The 18,512-nt window shown below is 65.1% G+C and carries 15 protein-coding genes; 6 read left to right on the top strand and 9 right to left on the bottom strand.

Annotated features, from left to right (window positions below):
• Positions 1 to 27: 27 nt before the first annotated feature.
• From KUW17_RS14470 to KUW17_RS14430, 9 genes are all read right to left on the bottom strand, one after another.
• A complete protein-coding gene (locus KUW17_RS14470) occupies positions 28 to 2,658 on the bottom strand; it encodes a nitrate reductase (RefSeq protein WP_222480339.1) in 2,631 nt (876 codons plus the stop codon).
• The gene (gene nirD, locus KUW17_RS14465; RefSeq protein ID WP_222480337.1) at positions 2,658 to 2,990 is read right to left on the bottom strand and encodes a nitrite reductase small subunit NirD; all 333 of its coding nucleotides are present in this window, start codon (positions 2,988 to 2,990) and stop codon (positions 2,658 to 2,660) included. Before nirD ends, KUW17_RS14470 begins: the two co-directional genes overlap by 1 nt.
• On the bottom strand, positions 2,987 to 5,428 hold the full coding sequence (nirB, locus tag KUW17_RS14460; protein WP_222480334.1) for a nitrite reductase large subunit NirB: 2,442 nt from the start codon (positions 5,426 to 5,428) through the stop codon (positions 2,987 to 2,989). The genes nirD and nirB overlap by 4 nt, the downstream gene beginning before the upstream one ends.
• 4 nt (positions 5,429 to 5,432) lie before the next feature.
• Positions 5,433 to 7,115 carry an ABC transporter ATP-binding protein gene (locus KUW17_RS14455; RefSeq protein ID WP_222480332.1) on the bottom strand — a complete coding sequence of 561 codons (1,683 nt, stop codon included), beginning with the start codon at positions 7,113 to 7,115 and terminating at the stop codon, positions 5,433 to 5,435.
• A 6-nt stretch (positions 7,116 to 7,121) separates the two neighbouring features.
• The gene (locus KUW17_RS14450; protein ID WP_222480330.1) at positions 7,122 to 8,195 is read right to left on the bottom strand and encodes an ABC transporter permease; all 1,074 of its coding nucleotides are present in this window, start codon (positions 8,193 to 8,195) and stop codon (positions 7,122 to 7,124) included.
• Positions 8,196 to 8,277: 82 nt separating this feature from the next.
• Positions 8,278 to 9,645 (bottom strand): CmpA/NrtA family ABC transporter substrate-binding protein, encoded by a 1,368-nt coding sequence (locus tag KUW17_RS14445; RefSeq protein ID WP_222480327.1) that lies wholly within the window; start codon positions 9,643 to 9,645, stop codon positions 8,278 to 8,280.
• A gap of 266 nt (positions 9,646 to 9,911) precedes the next feature.
• Positions 9,912 to 11,090 carry a CmpA/NrtA family ABC transporter substrate-binding protein gene (locus KUW17_RS14440; RefSeq protein ID WP_222480325.1) on the bottom strand — a complete coding sequence of 393 codons (1,179 nt, stop codon included), beginning with the start codon at positions 11,088 to 11,090 and terminating at the stop codon, positions 9,912 to 9,914.
• Positions 11,087 to 11,671 (bottom strand): ANTAR domain-containing response regulator, encoded by a 585-nt coding sequence (locus tag KUW17_RS14435; protein WP_222480323.1) that lies wholly within the window; start codon positions 11,669 to 11,671, stop codon positions 11,087 to 11,089. Before KUW17_RS14435 ends, KUW17_RS14440 begins: the two co-directional genes overlap by 4 nt.
• A gap of 125 nt (positions 11,672 to 11,796) precedes the next feature.
• Positions 11,797 to 12,759 carry a LysR family transcriptional regulator gene (locus KUW17_RS14430; protein WP_222480321.1) on the bottom strand — a complete coding sequence of 321 codons (963 nt, stop codon included), beginning with the start codon at positions 12,757 to 12,759 and terminating at the stop codon, positions 11,797 to 11,799.
• Positions 12,760 to 12,871: 112 nt separating this feature from the next.
• On the opposite strand from KUW17_RS14430, the gene KUW17_RS14425 reads away from it, so the two are divergent.
• The 6 genes from KUW17_RS14425 to KUW17_RS14400 all read left to right on the top strand — a co-directional run bounded on the left by KUW17_RS14425 (position 12,872) and on the right by KUW17_RS14400 (position 18,512).
• On the top strand, positions 12,872 to 13,342 hold the full coding sequence (locus KUW17_RS14425) for a TRAP transporter small permease (protein ID WP_222480319.1): 471 nt from the start codon (positions 12,872 to 12,874) through the stop codon (positions 13,340 to 13,342).
• A complete protein-coding gene (locus KUW17_RS14420; protein ID WP_222480317.1) occupies positions 13,339 to 14,637 on the top strand; it encodes a TRAP transporter large permease in 1,299 nt (432 codons plus the stop codon). Before KUW17_RS14425 ends, KUW17_RS14420 begins: the two co-directional genes overlap by 4 nt.
• A 45-nt stretch (positions 14,638 to 14,682) precedes the next feature.
• On the top strand, positions 14,683 to 15,675 hold the full coding sequence (dctP, locus tag KUW17_RS14415; protein WP_222480315.1) for a TRAP transporter substrate-binding protein DctP: 993 nt from the start codon (positions 14,683 to 14,685) through the stop codon (positions 15,673 to 15,675).
• 69 nt (positions 15,676 to 15,744) lie between these two features.
• Entirely contained in the window at positions 15,745 to 16,845 is a 1,101-nt protein-coding gene (locus KUW17_RS14410; RefSeq protein ID WP_222480313.1) for an NAD(P)/FAD-dependent oxidoreductase, read from the top strand.
• Positions 16,820 to 17,131 (top strand): (2Fe-2S)-binding protein, encoded by a 312-nt coding sequence (locus tag KUW17_RS14405; protein ID WP_222480311.1) that lies wholly within the window; start codon positions 16,820 to 16,822, stop codon positions 17,129 to 17,131. Before KUW17_RS14410 ends, KUW17_RS14405 begins: the two co-directional genes overlap by 26 nt.
• Positions 17,118 to 18,512, top strand: coding sequence for an NAD(P)/FAD-dependent oxidoreductase (locus KUW17_RS14400; protein ID WP_222480309.1), 1,395 nt, complete (start codon positions 17,118 to 17,120; stop codon positions 18,510 to 18,512). The genes KUW17_RS14405 and KUW17_RS14400 overlap by 14 nt, the downstream gene beginning before the upstream one ends.

Genomic DNA, 18,512 nt, shown 5'->3' with positions numbered 1-18,512 from the left:
TTGAGACTGCTGTCATGCCGCGGCCTTCTATTCTGCGGCATGCGGGACGGCAGCCCGGGCCAGCAGGGCTGCGATATCGGAACGGCAGGAGCCGCAATTTGTGCCGGCCTGAAGGGCTGCGCCGACATCTGCGACACTCAGCAAACCGCCTGTTTCGATGGCCTGAAGAATGCTGCTGGCGCCGACGTTGAAGCAGGCGCAAACCAGCGGGCCGGGATCCGGCTGGTCCGCCGCCGGAACTCCAGTCAGGATGCCGCTTGCGCAGGTGCCTGGCAGCCCGGCCAGGTAATCCCGGCTGACGGCCACTGGCTCCGGCGCGGTGAACAGCGCTGCCTGGACCCTGCCGTCCCGGCACAGGGCCAGCCGGGTAATGCCCCTGCTGCTGTCCGTCATCATCTGCAGCTCCGCGTCCGGCATCGCGAACAAGGTCCGGGCCGCGGCTTCGGCGTCGCCGAGGGGCGGCGATCCGGCCAATTCGGCCCGGTATCCGGTTTTGGTGCGGGTCATGGCCCAGTAGTCCGTCCGGGGCGCCATCGGTCGGCGCGAGACTGCAAAGCCGTACCAGGCGGCCTGCCAGCGCTCCGCCGCGACGACGGCGGCCTTGCTTTCGGGCTGCCCCGAAACCGGATCAACCGCCGCAGCGACAAGCGTATCGATGCGCGCCGAAGGGGCGGTTTCGCCGGTCCAGTGGATCGGCACAAACAGGTCGCCGGGCTGCACGTCCGCTGTGATACGGGCGCGCAGGATGGCCTGCCCGTGCGGACTGCTGAGCCGCAGCAGGTCCGCAGGCTGGACCCCCAGCCGCCGGGCGTCCTCCGGATGGATATCGGCAAAGGGTTCCGCCAGGTGGGCCGACAGGCGCGGCGCTTTGCCGGTGCGGGTCATCGTGTGCCACTGGTCGCGGATGCGGCCGGTGTTCAGGCGGAACGGATACTGGCGGTCTTGTGAGGCGGCAGGCGGTCGGCAGCGGACGGGCAGCATGCGGGCCTTGCCGTCCGGGTGAAAGAACTGCCCGTCCGCAAAGAAGCGCCCGCCCTGGCGGCTGCGGCTGACCGGCCAGCGGACCGGGCGCAACCCTTCGTAGTCAGAGTCGGACAGGCCGCTGAGGCCGGAGATATCGAAGTCCAGCCCGAAGCTGCCAGCCAGCCCGGACAAGGCCGCATGTTCACGGAAGATCTGCGCCGGAGACTGATAATCAAACGCAGCGCCCCAGCCCATGCGCCGGCCCGCATCGGCCAGGATGTCCCAGTCGGCGCGGGCCTCACCCGGCGGCGGCAGGGCGGCGCGCTGGCGGCTGATGGTGCGGTCCGAATTGGTGACGGTGCCGTCCTTTTCCGCCCAACCGGCAGCGGGCAGCAGCACATCCGCCAGACGGGCGGTGTCGGTTGCGGCTGTGATGTCGCTGACCACAGTGAACTCGCAGGTCTTGATGGCCGCGGCAACAGCATCGGCCTCCGGCATGGTGACGGCGGGGTTGGTGTGGATGATCCACAGCGCCTTGAGCCGTCCGTCGCCCGCGGCACGGAACAGGTCGACCGCCTTCAGGCCTGCGCGTTCGGGCATCGCGGGGGCGTCCCAGAACTCCTGCACGGCGGCCCGGTGGCCGCTGTTTTCCAGGTCCATGTGGCAGGCCAGCATATTGGCCAGCCCGCCAACTTCGCGCCCGCCCATGGCGTTGGGCTGGCCGGTCACCGAGAAGGGGCCGCAGCCAGGTTTGCCGATCCGGCCGGAGGCCAGATGGCAGTTCAGGATCGCGTTTACCTTGTCGGTGCCGGAAGTGGACTGGTTCACCCCCTGGCTGAAGATCGTCACCACCTTGTCGGTGCGCATCCACAGTTCGCAGAAGGCTGCGATCTCGGAACTCTCCAGCCCGGTCACCGCGGCATCGGCAGCAAAGGCGGCGTCCAGCGCCTCACCCAGCCCGTTCACATGCCGCAGATATTCCGCATCCAGCGCGCCGCCTTCGTGAAGCGCCGCCAGCAGGCGGTTGAACAGCGCCACATCGCTGCCTGCCCGCAGTTTCAGATGCATGTCCGCTTGATCGCAGCTGGCGGTGCGGCGCGGGTCGATTACCACCAGCCTGGTGCCGCGTGCCTCGCGCGCTGCCAGAATGCGTTGATGCAGCACCGGGTGGCACCAGGCCAAGTTGGAGCCCACCAGCACGATCAGATCGGCCTCGTCCAGATCCTCATAGGTGCCGGGCACCGTATCGGTGCCAAAGGCACGTTTGTGGCCCGCGACGGTGGAGGCCATGCAGAGGCGCGAGTTGGTGTCGATATTGGCGGAGCCGAGAAAGCCCTTCATCAGCTTGTTGGCGACATAGTAATCTTCGGTCAGCATCTGGCCCGACAGGTAGAAACCGACGCTGTCCGGGCCGTGCTGCTCCACCGCCTGCCGGAACCTGGCGGCGACCAGGTCCAGCGCGCTGTCCCAATCGGTCTGCTGCCCGTTCACTTGCGGCGCCAGCAGGCGGCCCTCCAGCCCCAGGGTTTCCCCCAGTGCCAGTCCCTTGGAGCAGAGCCGCCCGCGGTTGGCCGGGTGGTCCGGGTCGCCGCGCACCGCCAGCCCGCCCGCGCCGTCCGGGCGCAGCAGCACGCCGCAGCCGGTGCCGCAATAGGGGCAAGTAGACCGGACCTCCTGGCAAGCCGCTCCTGCCATCACGCAGCGCTCCGCTTGCCGATGGCATTGCCATCGATCAGCAGGCGGCCGCCGTCCACCCGGACCGGATAGGTGCCGATCCGGCCCTCATCCGCCCCCTGCGCCGCGCCGGTGTTCAGATCGAACACCCAGTTGTGCAGCGGGCAGGTCACGCTTTGGCCGTGCACGATGCCCTCAGACAGCGGCCCGCCCTTGTGCGGGCAGCGGTCGTCGGCGGCAAAGACCTCTGCCGCGCCGGTGCGGAACAAGGCAACGCAGCCCGCGGGGGTTTTCACCACCCGCGCGCCATGCAGCGGGATATCGTCGATATGGCCGATGTCGATCCAGTTCATTCCGCAGCCTCCAGTGTGAGATTGGCAAGGGGGGCGTATTGCGCCCGGGTGGTGCTGTCCTGCGCGTGCTCCGCCCAGGGGTCCTTGCGATAAACGGACTGCGACAGCTGAAACCGCTCCGCCAGCACCTTGCGGTTCTCCGCGTCCTCGACGACTTGCGCCTTGACCCAGTCGAGCCCGACCCTGGCCAGCCATTTGTAGATCCGGTCCAGGTACCGGGCGTTCTCGCGGTAGATCTGGGTCATCGCCGAGATCACCTCGATCGCCTCGTCCTCGGTTGCCACCTTACACAGCAGCTCGGTGCCCTTGATCTCCATGCCCGCGGCACCGCCGACGTGGATTTCATAACCGCTTTCGACGCAGACCACGCCAATGTCCTTGCAGGTTGCCTCGGCGCAGTTGCGCGGGCAGCCGGAGACCGCCAGTTTCAGCTTGTGCGGCGTCCAGGACCCCCACAGGTGCTTTTCCAGCTTGATGCCCAGCCCGGTCGAGTCCTGGGTGCCGAACCGGCAATGGTCGGTGCCGACGCAGGTCTTCACCGTGCGCAGCCCCTTGGAATAGGCATGGCCCGAAACCAGCCCGGCACGGTTCAGATCACCCCAGATCGCAGGCAGGTCCTCGCCCCTGACGCCCAAAAGGTCGATACGCTGGCCGCCAGTTACCTTGACCGTTGGCACCGCGTATTTGTCGGCAGCATCGGCAATCGCACGCAGTTCGTCCGGGGTGGTGATGCCGCCCCACATCCGCGGCACCACGGAAAAGGTGCCGTCTTTCTGGATGTTGGCGTGCTTGCGCTCGTTGACGAAGCGGCTTTGCGGATCGTCGCGGTATTCCAGCGGCCAGTCCGCCAGCAGGTAGTAGTTCACCGCCGGGCGGCAGACATGGCAGCCGTTGGGGGTGGTCCAGCCCAGCTCCTGCCAGACCGCCGCCTGGCTTTTCAGCTCTTGGGCCTTGATCAGGCGGCGCACGTCCTCGTGGGTGTGATGGGTGCAGCCGCAGACGGGCTGCGCCTGCGGCGCGGCATAGCCATCGCCCAGCGTCACCGCCAGCAGCTGTTCCACCAGCCCGGTGCAGGTGCCGCAAGAGGCGCTGGCCTTGGTCGTGGCGCGGATCGCGCCGAGGTCGGTTGCGCCGCCTTCGATGGCGCTGGTGATCTGTCCCTTGCAGACGCCGTTGCAGCCGCAGATCTCCGCCTCAGGCGGCAAGGCTGCAACGGCTGACAGAGGGTCCGCGGAGGCGCCCCCCTGGAAGGCCGGGCCGAAGATCAGCGTCTCGCGCATCTCCTCGATATCAGTGCCGTCCTTGATCAGCCCGAAGAACCAGCTGCCGTCGGCGGTATCGCCGTACATCACCGCGCCGACCAGCCGGTCGCCTTCGATCACCAGCCGCTTGTAGATGCCGCGGGAGGGATCGCGGAAGACAATGTCCTCGCGCCCCTCGCCCTCGGCAAAATCCCCGGCGCTGAACAGGTCGCAGCCGGTGACCTTGAGCTTGGTGGCCAGTTCCTTGACCGCAAAGGCGTTGGGCTGGTCCAGCAGGCTGTCTGCCAGCACCTTGGCCTGATCATAGAGCGGCGCCACCAGGCCGAACAGATGGCCGTCAAACTCCACGCATTCCCCCACGGCATAGATATCCGGGTCGGACGTCTGCATCTGCGCGTTCACCTCGATGCCGCGCGCCACATCCAGATGCGCGTCATTGGCAAGCCGGGTTTCCGGTCGGATGCCCACCGCCATCACCACCAGATCGGCCCCCAGCGTTTCGCCGCTTTCCAGCAGTACCGCTTGCGCCCGGTCTTCGCCCAGGATCGCCTTGGTCGAGGCCTGGGTTTTCACGGTGATGCCGCGCGCCTCCAGATCCTTGCGCAACAGATAGCCCGCGGCCTCATCCAGCTGGCGCTCCATCAGGTGGCCCATCAGGTGCAGCACGGTCACATCCATGCCGCGCTCCTTGAGACCTGCGGCGGCCTCCAGCCCGAGGAGGCCGCCGCCGATCACCACCGCCTTGCCCCCGCTGGCGGCAGCGTCGATCATCGCGTTGGTATCGTCCAGGTCGCGGTAGGAAATCACCCCCGGCAGGTCGTGCCCCGGCACCGGGATGATAAAGGGGGCTGAGCCGGTGGCGATCACCAGCTTGTCATACGGCACATGGCCGTTTTCGCCCTCCACCACTTTCATCTCCGGGTCCACTCGTACCACATGCTCGCCGAACCTGCAGGTGATGCCGCGCTCCGCGTACCACTCGTCGCTGTGGGTTACGATCTCCTCATAGGTCTTTTCACCCGACAGCACCGGGCTCAGCATGATGCGGTTGTAGTTGCCGCGCGGCTCGGCGTTGAACAGGGTGATGTCAAAGGCGCCGGGGTCCGCGTCGAGCAGATGCTCGATCACCCGGCCAGAGGCCATGCCGGCCCCGATGATGACGAGTTTCTGGGTCATGGTCTTACTCCGCTGCAATCTTGTCTGCCGCCGGTTTGGGCTTGGGTTTCGCCCCGTGCTCGTATTCCTCCAGGAAATCGAGCACCTCCTGCCGGTAGGTGTAGTAATCCGGGTGTTCCAGCAGCGCCTTGCGGGTGCGCGGGCGCGGCAGCTTCACGTCGGTGATCTTGCCGATGGTGGCCTGGGGTCCGTTGGTCATCATCACCACCCGGTCGGCCAGCAGGATCGCCTCATCGACATCATGGGTGACGCAGATGGCGGTCACCTTGGTACGGGACCAGACCTCCATCAGCACCTCCTGCAGCTCCCAGCGGGTCAGGCTGTCGAGCATGCCGAAGGGTTCATCGAGCAACAGAAGCTTGGGCGACAGGGCAAAGGCGCGGGCGATGCCGACCCGCTGCTGCATGCCGTTCGACATAGCGTGCGCAGGCTTGTCCATCGCATCCGCCAGGCCGACGCGCTCCAGGTAGTATTCGACCACGTCCTGCCGCTCCGCCTGGGACGCCTTGGGATAAACCTTGTCGACGCCGATGGCGCAGTTCTCCCGTGCGGTCAGCCAGGGAAACAGGTTGGGTGATTGGAACACCACCGCGCGTTCCGGGTCGGCACCCTCTACATGGCGGCGGTCCAGCTTGATCGCCCCCTTGGAGATCGGGTTCAGCCCTGCGGCCATGGTCAGCACCGTGGATTTGCCGCAGCCCGAGTGGCCGATCAGCGAGATGAACTCGCCCTTGTTGATCTTGAGGTTGAAATCCTCGACCACCGTCAGCGGCCCCTTGGGGGTGGGATAGATCTTGTGCAGCTGCGAGAAATCCAGAAACCGCTCTTCGGTCATCGACTTCGCGGCCTCAGCCACAGCCGAGGGAAGCCCGTGGATCGGTGTCACATCCGGAAGGATCTTCGAACCCTCGGCCCGCGCCTTGATGCCCGCATCCATCAGGCAAGATGTGACCGCCGCCCGCAGGCGCTTGAAACTCTCGTTCGTGTTCATCGCGGAACGGTCGCGCGGGCGGGGAATGGTGACCTTGAACTCTTCCCCCAGGCTGCCGTCCGGGTTCAGGACGATGATGCGGTCGGCCAGCAGAATGGCCTCATCCACGTCGTTGGTGATCAGCACACAGGTCTTCTTGTCCGCCTCCCAGATTGCTTCGATTTCATCCGCCAGATTGGCCCGTGTCAGCGCATCCAGCGCCGACAGCGGCTCATCCAGCAAGAGCATCTCCGGATCCATCGCCAGCGCGCGGGCCACGTTGACCCGCTGGCGCATGCCACCCGACAGCTCCGCCGGGCGGTGGTTCGCAGCGTGGCTGAGGCCGACCATTTTCACGTAATGATCCAACTTCGCCTGTTTGTCCGCCTTGGGCAGGCCGGGAAACACGGTGTCCACCGCCAGCGCCACATTGCCGTTCACCGTCAGCCACGGCATCAGCGAATAATTTTGGAAGACCACCCCGCGCTCAGGACCGGGGCCGGTGATCTCTCTGCCCCGGTAAGTAACCGACCCCTGTGCGGGCTTCTCCAGCCCGGCCATCAGGTTGATCAGGGTTGTCTTGCCGGTGCCGGAGAAGCCCAGAAGCACCAGAAACTCGCCCTCTTGAACGCTGAGATTGATGTTTTTCAGAACTTGCGTGCGGCTGGTGCCCTCGCCGAAGCTCTTGGAGACATTTTTGAACTCAAGAATGCTCATGGCGGCTCACCGGTTGTTTGTGAAGGTGAAGAGCGACTGCAGCGCGTACATCACCCGGTCCAGGAGAAAGCCGATGATGCCAATGGTCAGCACTGCGACGATGATCTTGGCCAGTGACTGGGAGGAGCCGTTCTGGAATTCATCCCAGACGAATTTGCCGAGGCCGGGGTTCTGCGCCAGCATTTCGGCGGCGATCAGCACCATCCAGCCGACCCCGAGAGACAGGCGCAGCCCGGTGAAGATCAGCGGCAGCGCCGACGGCAGCACCAGCTTGGTGATCTTGGTATATGTGTTCATTTTCAGAACCTTGGAGACATTCACCAGGTCCTTGTCGATGGAGGCCACACCCAGCGCGGTATTGATCAGCGTCGGCCACAGCGAGCACAGGGTCACGGTGACTGCGGAGACCAGGAATGACTTGGTGAACAAGCCGTCGTTGCTGGCATATAGGGCGGAGACGATCATCGTGACGATCGGCAGCCAGGCGAGCGGCGACACCGGTTTGAAAATCTGCACCAGCGGATTGATGGCGGAATTCGCAGCCGGTGAAAGCCCGGCAAGGATGCCCAGCGGAATGGCCACGGCCGAGGCGATCAGGAAGCCGAAGAAGACAGTTTGGATCGAAGTCCAGATTTGCTGGTAGTAGGAGGGCGCGCCCGTAAAGGGGATGTCCTTGACCCGCTCCGGCTGGCCGCGGTCGATGAAGCGCTGGTTGCGGGCCTCCACCTTCTCGTAGTGGGCCTGTTCCTTGGCGGCCTTGGCCTGCGCGTCGCGGTGCAGGTTCACGGCTTCGGTCCAGACCGCAGCAGGACCGGGGATCGCACCGAGCGAGGTCTGCACCTTGGGTGCCAGTGTGCCCCAGAGCATGAGGAAGGCGGCAATCGCGATAACGGGAACCGCAAGCAGGCGCCAGATTTCCTTCATCTGCGCCTTGGGGTTGTCTCCGGCGGCGGCCTTCAAGACGGGGGTGATCCAGGCCAGGCCGAAGACCTGGAACCAGGCGTCCAGCTTGTTGATCCGGGTGAACAGCCGCGCTTGGCGGGCCTCGGAACTGAGCGTGTCGGGGTCGGCGATGGTCATAGTGTAGTCCTCTGGGGATTTCTGGGGGGGAGCGGCGCTTGCTTCTGCGGGAGCATCGACCCGCCCGCCCTCCCGTCCGGGGTCAGCCCTGCACGGTGCTGCCGACAACTGTCTGGCTGGATTTCAGGCCGATCGGCAGGCTGTCGATATAGGCGTTGGGCGCTTTGCCATCGAAGGGAATGGCGTCGATGATATCCTCTGCGGGCGTCGGGGCCTTGTAGCCGTCGCTGTCCCAGGGGAAGTCGCCGGGGTTGGCGAGGCCCTCATCCACCAGCATCTGTGCGGCTTCCAGGTAGATTTCAGGCTTGTAGACCGAGCGGGCGACCTCGTCATACCAGCTGTCGGGCTTGGGCTCGGCTATCTGCCCCCAGCGGCGCATCTGCGTGAGATACCAGACCGCATCCGAATAAAACGGGTAGGTGGCGTTGTAGCGGAAGAACACGTTGAAATCCGGGACGTCGCGCTTGTCGCCTTTCTCGTACTCGAAGGTGCCGGTCATCGAGTTGGCGATCACGTCATAGTCGGCGCCGACGTAATCGGGGCGCGACAGGATCTCGACCGCTTCGGGGCGGTTGGCGTTGTCGTTTTCATCCAGCCACATGGCGGCGCGGATCAGTGCCTTGACTACTGCCAGCGTGGTGTTCGGGTTTTCCTCGGCGAATTCAGCAGTGATGCCGAAGACCTTTTCCGGGTTGTTCTTCCACAGCTCGTAATCGGTGATGACCGGAACGCCGATGCCCTTGAACACGGCCTGCTGGTTCCACGGCTCCCCCACGCAGTAGCCGGAGATCGTGCCGGCCTCCAGCGTCGCGGGCATCTGCGGCGGCGGTGTCACCGACAGGAACGCCTCGGCGCCGATTTGGCCGGTCACGTTTTCGGGCGAGTAGTAGCCGGGGTTGATGCCGCCGGCCGCCAGCCAGTAGCGCAGTTCATAGTTGTGGGTGGAGACCGGGAACACCATGCCCATGTTGAAGGGCTTGCCCTTGGCGTTGAAGTCCTCGATCACCGGCTTCAGATGGGAGGCGGAGATCGGATGGGCGATCTTGCCGTCTGCGTCTGTGGGCAGGTTCGGCTTCATCATCTCCCATACTTCGTTCGAAAGCGTGATGCCGTTGCCGTTCAGGTCCATGGAAAACGGGGTGACGATATGCGCCTCGGTGCCATAGCCGATGGTTGCGGCCAGCGGCTGGCCTGCCAGCATGTGGGCGCCGTCCAGGGTGCCGTCGATCACCCCATCCAGCAGAACTTTCCAGTTGGCCTGGGCTTCCAGGGTGACGAACAGCCCCTCGTCATCGAAGAATCCCTGTTCATAGGCCACTGCTAGCGGTGCCATGTCCGTCAGCTTGATGAAGCCGAAGGTCAGCACATCCTTTTCCAGCTCCAGGGTGGCGGCCAGTGCCGGTCCGGTCAGGGCAGTTGAGGCCGCAAGAGCCATCATCAGTCGTTTCATCGGGTTGGTTCCTTTTCCTAGCTGTGTCCGGCGGCGGGCGCCGGAACAGAAAAAAGCCGCTGACACGCACCGCCGGGAGGAGTGGCGGTGGGTCGAGCGGCTTTGCTCAGTGAAACCCGGTCTTCGGGAAAACTCTCAGTCAGGCTCCGTTGCCTGTCTGATCCCAGACTGCCGGAAGGCCCGTCCCGCGCCAACGGTTTCTTTGCGGGTGCAGCAAAGAATTCTGCATTGCAGCGTTGCTGCGCGGAAAGCTGCCTGATTTTTCATCAGTCCGCGGCCAGGGGATCAAAAACGCGGCCATCGAAAAACCGGTTCTGCAGCAAGCTGACAGTTTCCGATTCCCCTGCGGCCTGCAGGCTGGCGGTGTTCGCACCTTCCAGTTTCGAAGAGGCGCCCGGCAGCTTCGCCCCGGTTCCCCGCAGGGCGGCACGGTAAAGGTCGCTGCGGAAGACGGACCCGGCAGTTTCCAGCGCCGCTTGGCGGTCCAGGCCGTTCCGCTCGGCAAGCTGCAGGGCGATCCATTGGGCCTGGCTGCGCCAGGGGAAGCCTGCCGCGCCGTTGTGAAACTCGATGAAGTCAGGCGCGTCCCGCTGCAGGCCCTGAGCGGAAACCGTGAACTTCCCGGAAAGCGTGCGTTCGATGATTTCGGCGGGCAGATCGAGATACCGCCGGGACGACAGGATTTCCGCTGCCAGCCCGCGGGAGGCGGGGTCGGCCAGCCAGCGCCCAGCGCGCCACAGTGCCCGGATCAGGCGGCCGGACAGGCCGGGTTCTGTTTCTGCCCAGCCGCTGCGGACGGCCAGCACCTTTTCAGGTGCAAAGGACCAGATCGCCCTGCCGGGAAGCAGAAGCGTGCCTGAGCCTTGCTCGACGGCAATCGACCCCCAAGGCTCTCCGACGCAGAAGGCGTCGATTTCACCGCGTTTGATCGCCTCTGCCATCCGCGGCGGCGGCACCGTCAGGATGTTGATGCCCCGGGGCGTTTCCGGCCCCAGCCCGCGCAGCCAGTATGTCAGCAGTTCGGTATGCATGGAGAAGGGAAACGGGACGCCGATCCGCAGGTCCGGGCCGGCTGCGGCGATCAGGGCCTTGCCCGCTGTCACGGCATCATCAAAGGAAAACCTGTGCCCCGCTTCCGCCATTTTGCGAGACAGGCTGTTACTGACAACAATGACGGTTCCATTGACGGAGAGCACGGACAGAACTGAAAACGGCGCACTGGCGCCGCCCAGGCCAAGCGCCGCGGCAACCGGAACCGGTGCAAGCATCTGTGCAGCGTCCACCTTGCCAAAGGCCAGCATGTCCCGCAGCGACGACCAGGAGGGCGCGCGGTGCAGATCCAGCGTCAGCCGCTCCTCGGCGACAAAGCCCATTTCCTGGGCGGCAATCAGCGGCGCCGCATCTGTCAGCGGGAGATAGCCGGCAGGAATGCGTGTCATGCTCATGCCAGCAACCCCGCAGCGGTGACCAGCGCCTGCGCAACCTCGGCGACGCGCTTGTTCTGGTCCATCGCGGCTTTGCGCAGCAGCGCATAGGCTTCATCCTCGCCAATGCCCCGGGCTTTCATGACCATCCCCTTGGCACGGTCGATGACCTTGCGCTCTTCCAGGGCGCGTTTGGCTTCGGCGAGCTCCGTGCGCATGCGCTGAAACAGCCGGAACCGGGCAATGGCGGCGTCCAGAACCGGTTTCAGCCGGGCGGGCTGCAGCCCGTCGACCACATAGGCCGAGACACCCGCCTCCACAGCGGCGGCGGACAGCCCGGCCCCGCTGCGGTCGGTGAACATCGCCACCGGCCGTTCCTTGGGTCCGGATGCCAGCGTCAGTTCCTCCAGCACGTCGCGGGAGGGGTTGGCGATGTCGATCAGGACGACGTCCGGGTCGCGCACCTGTATCTGGCGGGCAAGGCCCGAAGGCTCGGAGATGACCTGAATGTCGAAGTTTCCGGCACCGCGCAGCCCGTCCACGATCATGAATGCACGCTCACGGTCGGGTTCGACGACGATTATGGACAGGGCATCTGGCATGCGGCAGAGCATGATCTGTGCTGGCAAAACCTGTAAAGCCCGGCAGGCAGGCGCGGCCGGAAGGAAAGCTCGCAGTGCACAGAAAATGAGCGCTCCGTCCAATTCTTTTGCACTGGGCGAGGGTGCTAATGCGGCGGCACTAGGGGAACCCCGGCCTGCTGGCCGAGGCAGGTTTCCATTTCCGCCTGCATGTTTTCGATGGAGCTGCACAGCTGCGCCGTGAACGCCTTGGAGGTCAGCGACTGTGTTGCGTAGCCCGGAGTCAGAATCGACACGCCCGTGCCGATTCGCGGACGGAACCGGCGAATCGCCAGTTCAGTTTTGGTCTGGCGCTGCTGAAGACTGCTGTAGGCGGTGATCATGTCGCAAATCATGTAGCACATGCCCGCAGCAACAAACTGCAGGCCGGGTGCCCAGGTGCGCAGCTCCAGCCGCTTGTGGAACCGGCAGCCGCTTCTGTGGAAAGCGGCCTCTGTCTGGACCGTCAAGGGGTGCTTTTCGAACAGCACCGCCATCGGCTTGCCGTCCAGATCCTGCGGCGTGATTTCCGCGGCCTGCGCAAGCGGGTCGCTGGCCGGGACCACGCAGACGCATTCGAGATCGAAATCCATCTGCCGGACGGAGGGGCGCGGAGCCGGGGTTTCAGCAAAGCCGATGTCGAATTGCTGCGAGGCAATCAAGTCCTCGATCACGTCCGAGGACCGCATGATGAGAGAGACCTCAAGCTCATCCTTGCCTTGCAGAAAATCCGTTAGAATCCGCGGCATGAACAGCCCGGACGCCGCCGGGTGGCAGGCGACACGCAGCTTGCCGGCCTCGTGGCTGCGGATCTTGCTCACCGTGCGCTCGATCCGCTCGATGCGCTCCAGCACGGTTTCGCACTCTTCGAGAAAGAACCGGGCCTCCGGGGTTGGGATGAGTTTGCCCTGCTCACGGACGAACAGGCTGAAGCCCAGTTCGCCCTCCAGTGTCGAGATCATCGTGCTGACCGCCGGCTGGGTGCGCCCGACAGTGCGCGCGGCCTGGGAAATGGAGCCGCTGCGCATGACCTCGCGGAAGGTGAAGATTTGGCGGATTGAGAAGTTCATGGCAGGGGTATCAATTCAGCTTATGGAGTCACAGATATTTTGAAATTGATCTTATGGGGCTTGTCCAGCCAAATCCACCAAACCCGGCGAGGGGACGCCGGAAGGAGGACAGATGGACAAATTCTCAAAATATCTGCTGACAGGGCTGATCTGCCTGGTGGCCCTGGGCCAGTTCGTCCAGGTGGTCACACGCTATCTGCTGCAGATCCCGGTGATGGGGCTGGAGGAGACCATGCTCTACCCGACCATCTGGCTCTACATCCTTGGCGCCGTGAACGCCTCGCGCGAGGACACCCACATCCGCGCCAACGTGCTGGAAATCGCCATCAAGACAGAGCGCGGCCACACCGTGCTGGCGATCATCGGTGAAATCATCAGCCTGGCCGTCGGCCTGTGGCTGCTGAGCTGGGCCTGGGAGTACACCCAGTACGCCTGGCGGGTCTGGAAAGAGAGCCCGACGCTCTACCTGCCGACATTCTATTCCGAAGTGGCTCTGGCGGCCGGACTGGCGCTGATGATGCTCTACACCGCGGTGCACCTGCTGCGCCATATCAATTCCCTGCGCGCCGGAGCCGCAAAATGATCGAGATTGCCCTTCTTGCCATCGCCGTCCTGGTGCTGACCCTGACCCTTGGCGTGCCGCTGCCCTACTGCTTCGGGGCCGCCCTGATGATCATGTATTTCCTGGGCGATGTGACCATGAAAGGCATGATGCTGTGGGGTTCCCAGCAGCTGGGCAACCCGGTGCTGCTGGCCATTCCGCTGTTCGTGCTGGCTGGCACCATCATGTCGGCCAGCGGCATTGCTGCCTCGCTTTTGAACTTCGTCAACGCCTTCATCGGCCATGTCCGCGGCGGCCTGGGCGTTGTGGCCGCGGTTAGCTGCGCCATCATCGGCGCGATCTCCGGCTCCGGACTGACCGGCATCGCTGCCATCGGCCCGCTGCTGATCCCCGAGATGGAAAAGCGCGGCTATCCGCGGGAATATGCAACCGCGCTGATTGCCAACTCCTCCATCCTGGGGCTGCTGATCCCGCCGTCTGTCACCATGATCGTCTATGGCTGGGTGACCGATACCTCGATCCTCGCCTGCTTCCTGGCGACCCTGGGGCCGGGCCTGCTGATCATGTTCAACTTTTCGGCCATGAACCTGTGGATGAGCCGCAAGTTCGACCTGGTGCTGGATGACGCGCCGAGCTTCTCGGAGCTGGCAGGCGATGTGGCGAAGAAGGGTTTCAACGCCACCCCGGCGCTGCTGATGCCGGTGATCATCCTGGGCGGCATTTACGGCGGCATCATGACCCCGACCGAAGCCGCCGCGCTGTCGGTGATCTATGCGCTGCCGGTCGGCTTCTTCATCTACAAGGGCCTGAAATGGGACAGCTTCCTGGAGGCCGGCAAGGAGGCCGCCACCGCCGTGGGTGCGATCATGGTGATGATCCTGTTCTCAATGATCCTGAGCCAGATGTTCGTCTACGAGGCGATCCCGCAGAAAATGGTCAGCGCGATCTTCGAGGTCACCGAGAACAAGGTGCTGCTGCTGATCTTCATCAATATCCTGCTGTTCCTGGTCGGCATGGTCGTGAACGACGTCACCGCCATCATCCTGATCGCACCGCTGCTGCTGCCGCTGATGCAGGCGATCGGTGTCACCCCGGTGCAGTTTGCCGCGATCATGGGCGTCAACACCGCGATGGGCGGCGTCACCCCGCCCTATGCCTCGATCCTCTACCTCGGCGCGCGGATCGGCAATGTGAAGGTCACCAAGGTGATCCCGCCCGCGATGATCCTGATCCTGACGGGCTATGTGCCGGTGGTCTTCCTGACCTCGCTGTGGCCCGACCTGTCGCTCTTTCTGCCGCGTTTCTTCGGCTACTGACCCCACCCCTGACAAACACCTGACACCCTACGGAGGAGACTACCCATGAAACATTTTCTGACCGGCACCGCTGCTGCTGCCCTGATGTCGCTGGCGGGCCTCGCCTCGGCCGCGGACCTGAAGATGAGCCACGTGCGCCCCCAGGACACCACCATCGACAAGGAGCTGCGCGCCTTTGCAGCCCAGGTGGATGAGGCTACCGGCGGCGACGTGTCGATCAACATCTTCCCGGCCTCAGCGCTCGGCGATTACACCACCGTTCAGGAACGCATCAGCGTCGGCGCCATCGACATGGCGACCCAGCCCGCAGCCGCCGCGGCGGACCGCCGGATGCAGATCAGCTCGTTCCCCTATCTGGCCAACAACTGGGATGAGGCACGCAAGATCTACGGCCCCGGCGGCGCGGTGCGCAACGTGATGGCAGAGCTTTACGCCAAGCAGGACATCACCATGCTGGCGGCCTATCCGGTCTATTTCGGCGGCATTGCGCTGAACACCGACGCGGTCAACCCGGGCGACCCGTCGCAGTCCAACGGCATCAAGGTGCGGGTGCCCGGCATCAAGAGCTTCCAGCTGACCGGCGAGGCCCTGGGCTACATCCCGTCGCCGATCCCGTTCTCCGAGGCCTTTACCGCGATCCAGACCGGCGTGGTTGACGGCGTGATCGGCTCTGGTGCCGAAGGCTACTATGCCTCGTTCCGCGACGTGACCAAGGCTTATGTGCCCGCCAACACCCACTTTGAGGTCTGGTACATGATCATCTCCAACGGCTCGCTGGCTGAGCTGGACGCAGAAGATCAGGAGGCGCTGAAAGCCGCCGCGGCGGAGTTTGAAGCGCAGCGCTGGACTGTCGCCGAAGAGGACCAGGGCAAATGGGAGCAGCGTCTGGCCGATGAGCTGGGTGCCAAGGTAGTGGACCTCAGCGACGACGAACTGGCCGCGATGGCTGCCAAGGTGCGCGAGGACGTCTGGCCGGTGGTTCTGGAAGACGTTGGCGCCGACTGGGGTCAGGGCATTCTTGACCAGATCGGCAAGTAATCCCGTATCAAGGACCGGGGCGGCCGCGCGCCGCCCCGCACACAAAGCAATCCCCGGAGAATCGGCAGGATGGAAGCAGATTATGCAGTGATCGGCGGCGGCGTTGTCGGCCTGTCGGTGGCCTGGGGGCTGCTGAGGCGCGGCAAGCGCATCACGGTGCTGGATGGCGATGACGGCGCCTTCCGGGCCAGCCGCGGCAACTTCGGCCTGGTCTGGGTCCAGTCAAAGGGGATGAAGCAGCCGCGCTATGCCAGCTGGAGCCAGCAGTCTGCCGCCGCCTGGGGCGGGTTTGCGGCGGAACTGGAAGACGGCACCGGCCGCTCTGTCGGGTTGCAGCAGAACGGCGGCTATGACCTGCATTTCTCCGAGGAAACGCTTTACGCGACCGTCGCGCAATATGACACGCTGAAGGACAAGCTGGGCGGCAACTACCCCTACGAGGTGCTGGGCCGTAATGCGCTCAGCCGCGAGGAGCCGCACATCGGCCCCAAGGTGGCAGGCGCGATCCTGCATCACCAGGACGGCCACGCAAACCCGCTGCGGCTGCTGGTGTCACTGGCAGAGGACGTCCGGCGGCTGGGCGGCACGGTTCTGAACGGCAAGACTGTGACGTCTGTCTCCAAGCCGGATGCATTCAAGGTCCAGTGCAGCGATGGCACCACCGTCACGGCCGGAAAGGTTGTGCTCTCGGCAGGCCTCGGCGCGATGGAGCTTGGCCCCAAGCTGGGCTTCAAGGCGCCGGTGCGGCCGCAGCGCGGCCAGGTGCTGATCACCGAGAAGCTGCCGAAGATGATCAACCGCCCCTCGCTGATTGCCCGCCAGGTGGACGAGGGCGGCATCCAGATCGGCGCCACCAACGAAGAGGTGGGGCTGGATGACGGGGTGACGCAGCCGGGCCTGTCCGGTTTGGCCGCCGAGGCGATCGCGGCCTATCCGGCGCTGGCCCGCGCGCAGCTGGTGCGCAGCTGGGGCGCCTTGCGAATCCTGTCGCCCGACGGGCTGCCGATCTATCAGGAAAGCCCCGAACTGCCGGGCGCCTACCTTGTCACCTGCCACAGCGGCATCACCCTGGCCGCGGCCCATGCGCTGTTCCTGCCCGACTGGCTCGAAGGCACTGCGGCCGCCCCTGATCTGGAGGTGTTCAGTGAAGACCGATTCCCCGTTTCTTGAGCTGGCAGGCGACGCGCCCCGGGTGCGGGTCTGGTTCGACGGGCAGCCGCTTGAGCTGCCCGCAGGCGCCAACCTGGCTGCCGCCCTGCTGGCCGCTGGCGTGCAGGTGTTCCGCCATACGCCGGTCTCCGGCGCGCCGCGGGCGCCGTTCTGCATGATGGGCGCCTGTTTTGAATGCTTGGTGGAGACCGGCGGCCGTGTGCAGCAGGCCTGTATGCTGGAAGTGGAAGAGGGCATGCGGATTGCCCGCCCGCATGAAGCGGAGGCTGGCAATGCAACAGTATGACTTGGCGATCATTGGCGCCGGTCCGGCTGGCATGGCCGCCGCAGCCGAGGCCGCGCAAACGGGCCTGAGCGTCACCCTTCTGGATGAGCAGAACCGCCCCGGCGGGCAGATCTACCGCGACGTGGACCGCGCGGCCGGACCGCGCGGTGCCATTTTGGGGCAGGAGTATCTGCACGGCGCAACCCTGACTGCGGGTCTGGGCCAATCGGGTGTCAGCCATTTGTCTGGCGCTGTTGTCTGGGCCATCGAGGACGGTTTCCGCATTTCCTTCACCCGGCATGGCCGGGCGGGGCAGGTGGAGGCGGAACGGGTAATCCTTGCTACCGGCGCGCTGGAACGCCCGATGCCCGTCTCCGGCTGGACCCTGCCGGGCGTGATGACCGCAGGCGCCGCACAGATTCTTCTGAAGCAATCCGGCGTCCTGCCGCGCCGCGCCGTGCTGACCGGCAGCGGGCCGCTGCTCTATCTGATTGCAGCGCAGATGGTGCGTGCCGACACGCCGCCGCTGGCCCTGGTGGAGACCCAGACCGCGGCCAGCCTGATGGCATCCACCCGCCACCTGCCGGGTGCGCTGCGCGGCTGGCGCTATCTGGCCAAGGGCCTGAAAATGCTGGCGGAGATCAAACGAGCCGACGTGCCGCGCTTTACCGGTGCGGCAAACATCGCGGTAACGGGCAGCACCCGGGCCGAAGCCGTGTCCTTCCGCAGCAAGGGGCAGGAGCACAGCATCGCGTGCGATACCGTCCTGCTGCATCACGGGGTGGTGCCGAACACCCAGGCCGCGCGCTCCATCGGGGTGCCGCATGCCTGGTCCGAAGCGCAGCAGTGCTTTGTGCCGGAAACCGGCACCTGGGGCGAGACGGGCAAAGACGGCGTCCTGATTGCCGGTGACGGTGCCGGCATCGGCGGCGCCATGGCCGCCGAATTTGCCGGGCGGATCGCGGCGCTGAAAGCGGCGGAAGAGCTGGGCCGGATCACCGCGCAGGAGCGCGACCGCCGGGCTGCCCCGCTGTTCAGCCAGCGCAGCCGGGAAACCGCAGTCCGGCCGTTTCTGGATGCGGCCTACCCGCCCTATTCAGGCGCCCTGCGGCCTGCGGACAGCACCATTGTCTGCCGCTGCGAGGAAGTCACTGCGGGCGATATCCGCAGCTATGCCAAGCTTGGCTGCCTGGGTCCGAACCAGGCCAAGGCCTTCGGCCGCGCCGGGATGGGGCCGTGCCAGGGCCGCTATTGCGGGCTGACGGTAACCGCACTGCTGGCCGAGGCCAACGGGCAGACGCCGGATGAAACTGGCTATTACCGGATCCGGCCGCCGATTAAACCCGTGACACTGGGTGAACTGGCTGCGATGGAAGACCCATCCGCCAATGCCGCTGAATAG

This window comes from Leisingera aquaemixtae (assembly GCF_019801145.1).
GTDB lineage: Bacteria > Pseudomonadota > Alphaproteobacteria > Rhodobacterales > Rhodobacteraceae > Leisingera > Leisingera aquaemixtae_A.
This window is presented reverse-complemented; position numbering and strand designations above follow the sequence as displayed.

Bases quoted from the DNA above. Each gene is read 5' to 3' on its own strand.
- KUW17_RS14470 (WP_222480339.1), bottom strand. From the start codon at position 2,658: ATGGCAGGAGCGGCTTGCCAGGAGGTCCGGTCTACTTGCCCCTATTGC.
- nirD (WP_222480337.1), bottom strand. From the start codon at position 2,990: ATGAACTGGATCGACATCGGCCATATCGACGATATCCCGCTGCATGGC.
- nirB (WP_222480334.1), bottom strand. From the start codon at position 5,428: ATGACCCAGAAACTCGTCATCATCGGGGCCGGCATGGCCTCTGGCCGG.
- KUW17_RS14455 (WP_222480332.1), bottom strand. From the start codon at position 7,115: ATGAGCATTCTTGAGTTCAAAAATGTCTCCAAGAGCTTCGGCGAGGGC.
- KUW17_RS14450 (WP_222480330.1), bottom strand. From the start codon at position 8,195: ATGACCATCGCCGACCCCGACACGCTCAGTTCCGAGGCCCGCCAAGCG.
- KUW17_RS14445 (WP_222480327.1), bottom strand. From the start codon at position 9,645: ATGAAACGACTGATGATGGCTCTTGCGGCCTCAACTGCCCTGACCGGA.
- KUW17_RS14440 (WP_222480325.1), bottom strand. From the start codon at position 11,090: ATGAGCATGACACGCATTCCTGCCGGCTATCTCCCGCTGACAGATGCG.
- KUW17_RS14435 (WP_222480323.1), bottom strand. From the start codon at position 11,671: ATGCCAGATGCCCTGTCCATAATCGTCGTCGAACCCGACCGTGAGCGT.
- KUW17_RS14430 (WP_222480321.1), bottom strand. From the start codon at position 12,759: ATGAACTTCTCAATCCGCCAAATCTTCACCTTCCGCGAGGTCATGCGC.
- KUW17_RS14425 (WP_222480319.1), top strand. From the start codon at position 12,872: ATGGACAAATTCTCAAAATATCTGCTGACAGGGCTGATCTGCCTGGTG.
- KUW17_RS14420 (WP_222480317.1), top strand. From the start codon at position 13,339: ATGATCGAGATTGCCCTTCTTGCCATCGCCGTCCTGGTGCTGACCCTG.
- dctP (WP_222480315.1), top strand. From the start codon at position 14,683: ATGAAACATTTTCTGACCGGCACCGCTGCTGCTGCCCTGATGTCGCTG.
- KUW17_RS14410 (WP_222480313.1), top strand. From the start codon at position 15,745: ATGGAAGCAGATTATGCAGTGATCGGCGGCGGCGTTGTCGGCCTGTCG.
- KUW17_RS14400 (WP_222480309.1), top strand. From the start codon at position 17,118: ATGCAACAGTATGACTTGGCGATCATTGGCGCCGGTCCGGCTGGCATG.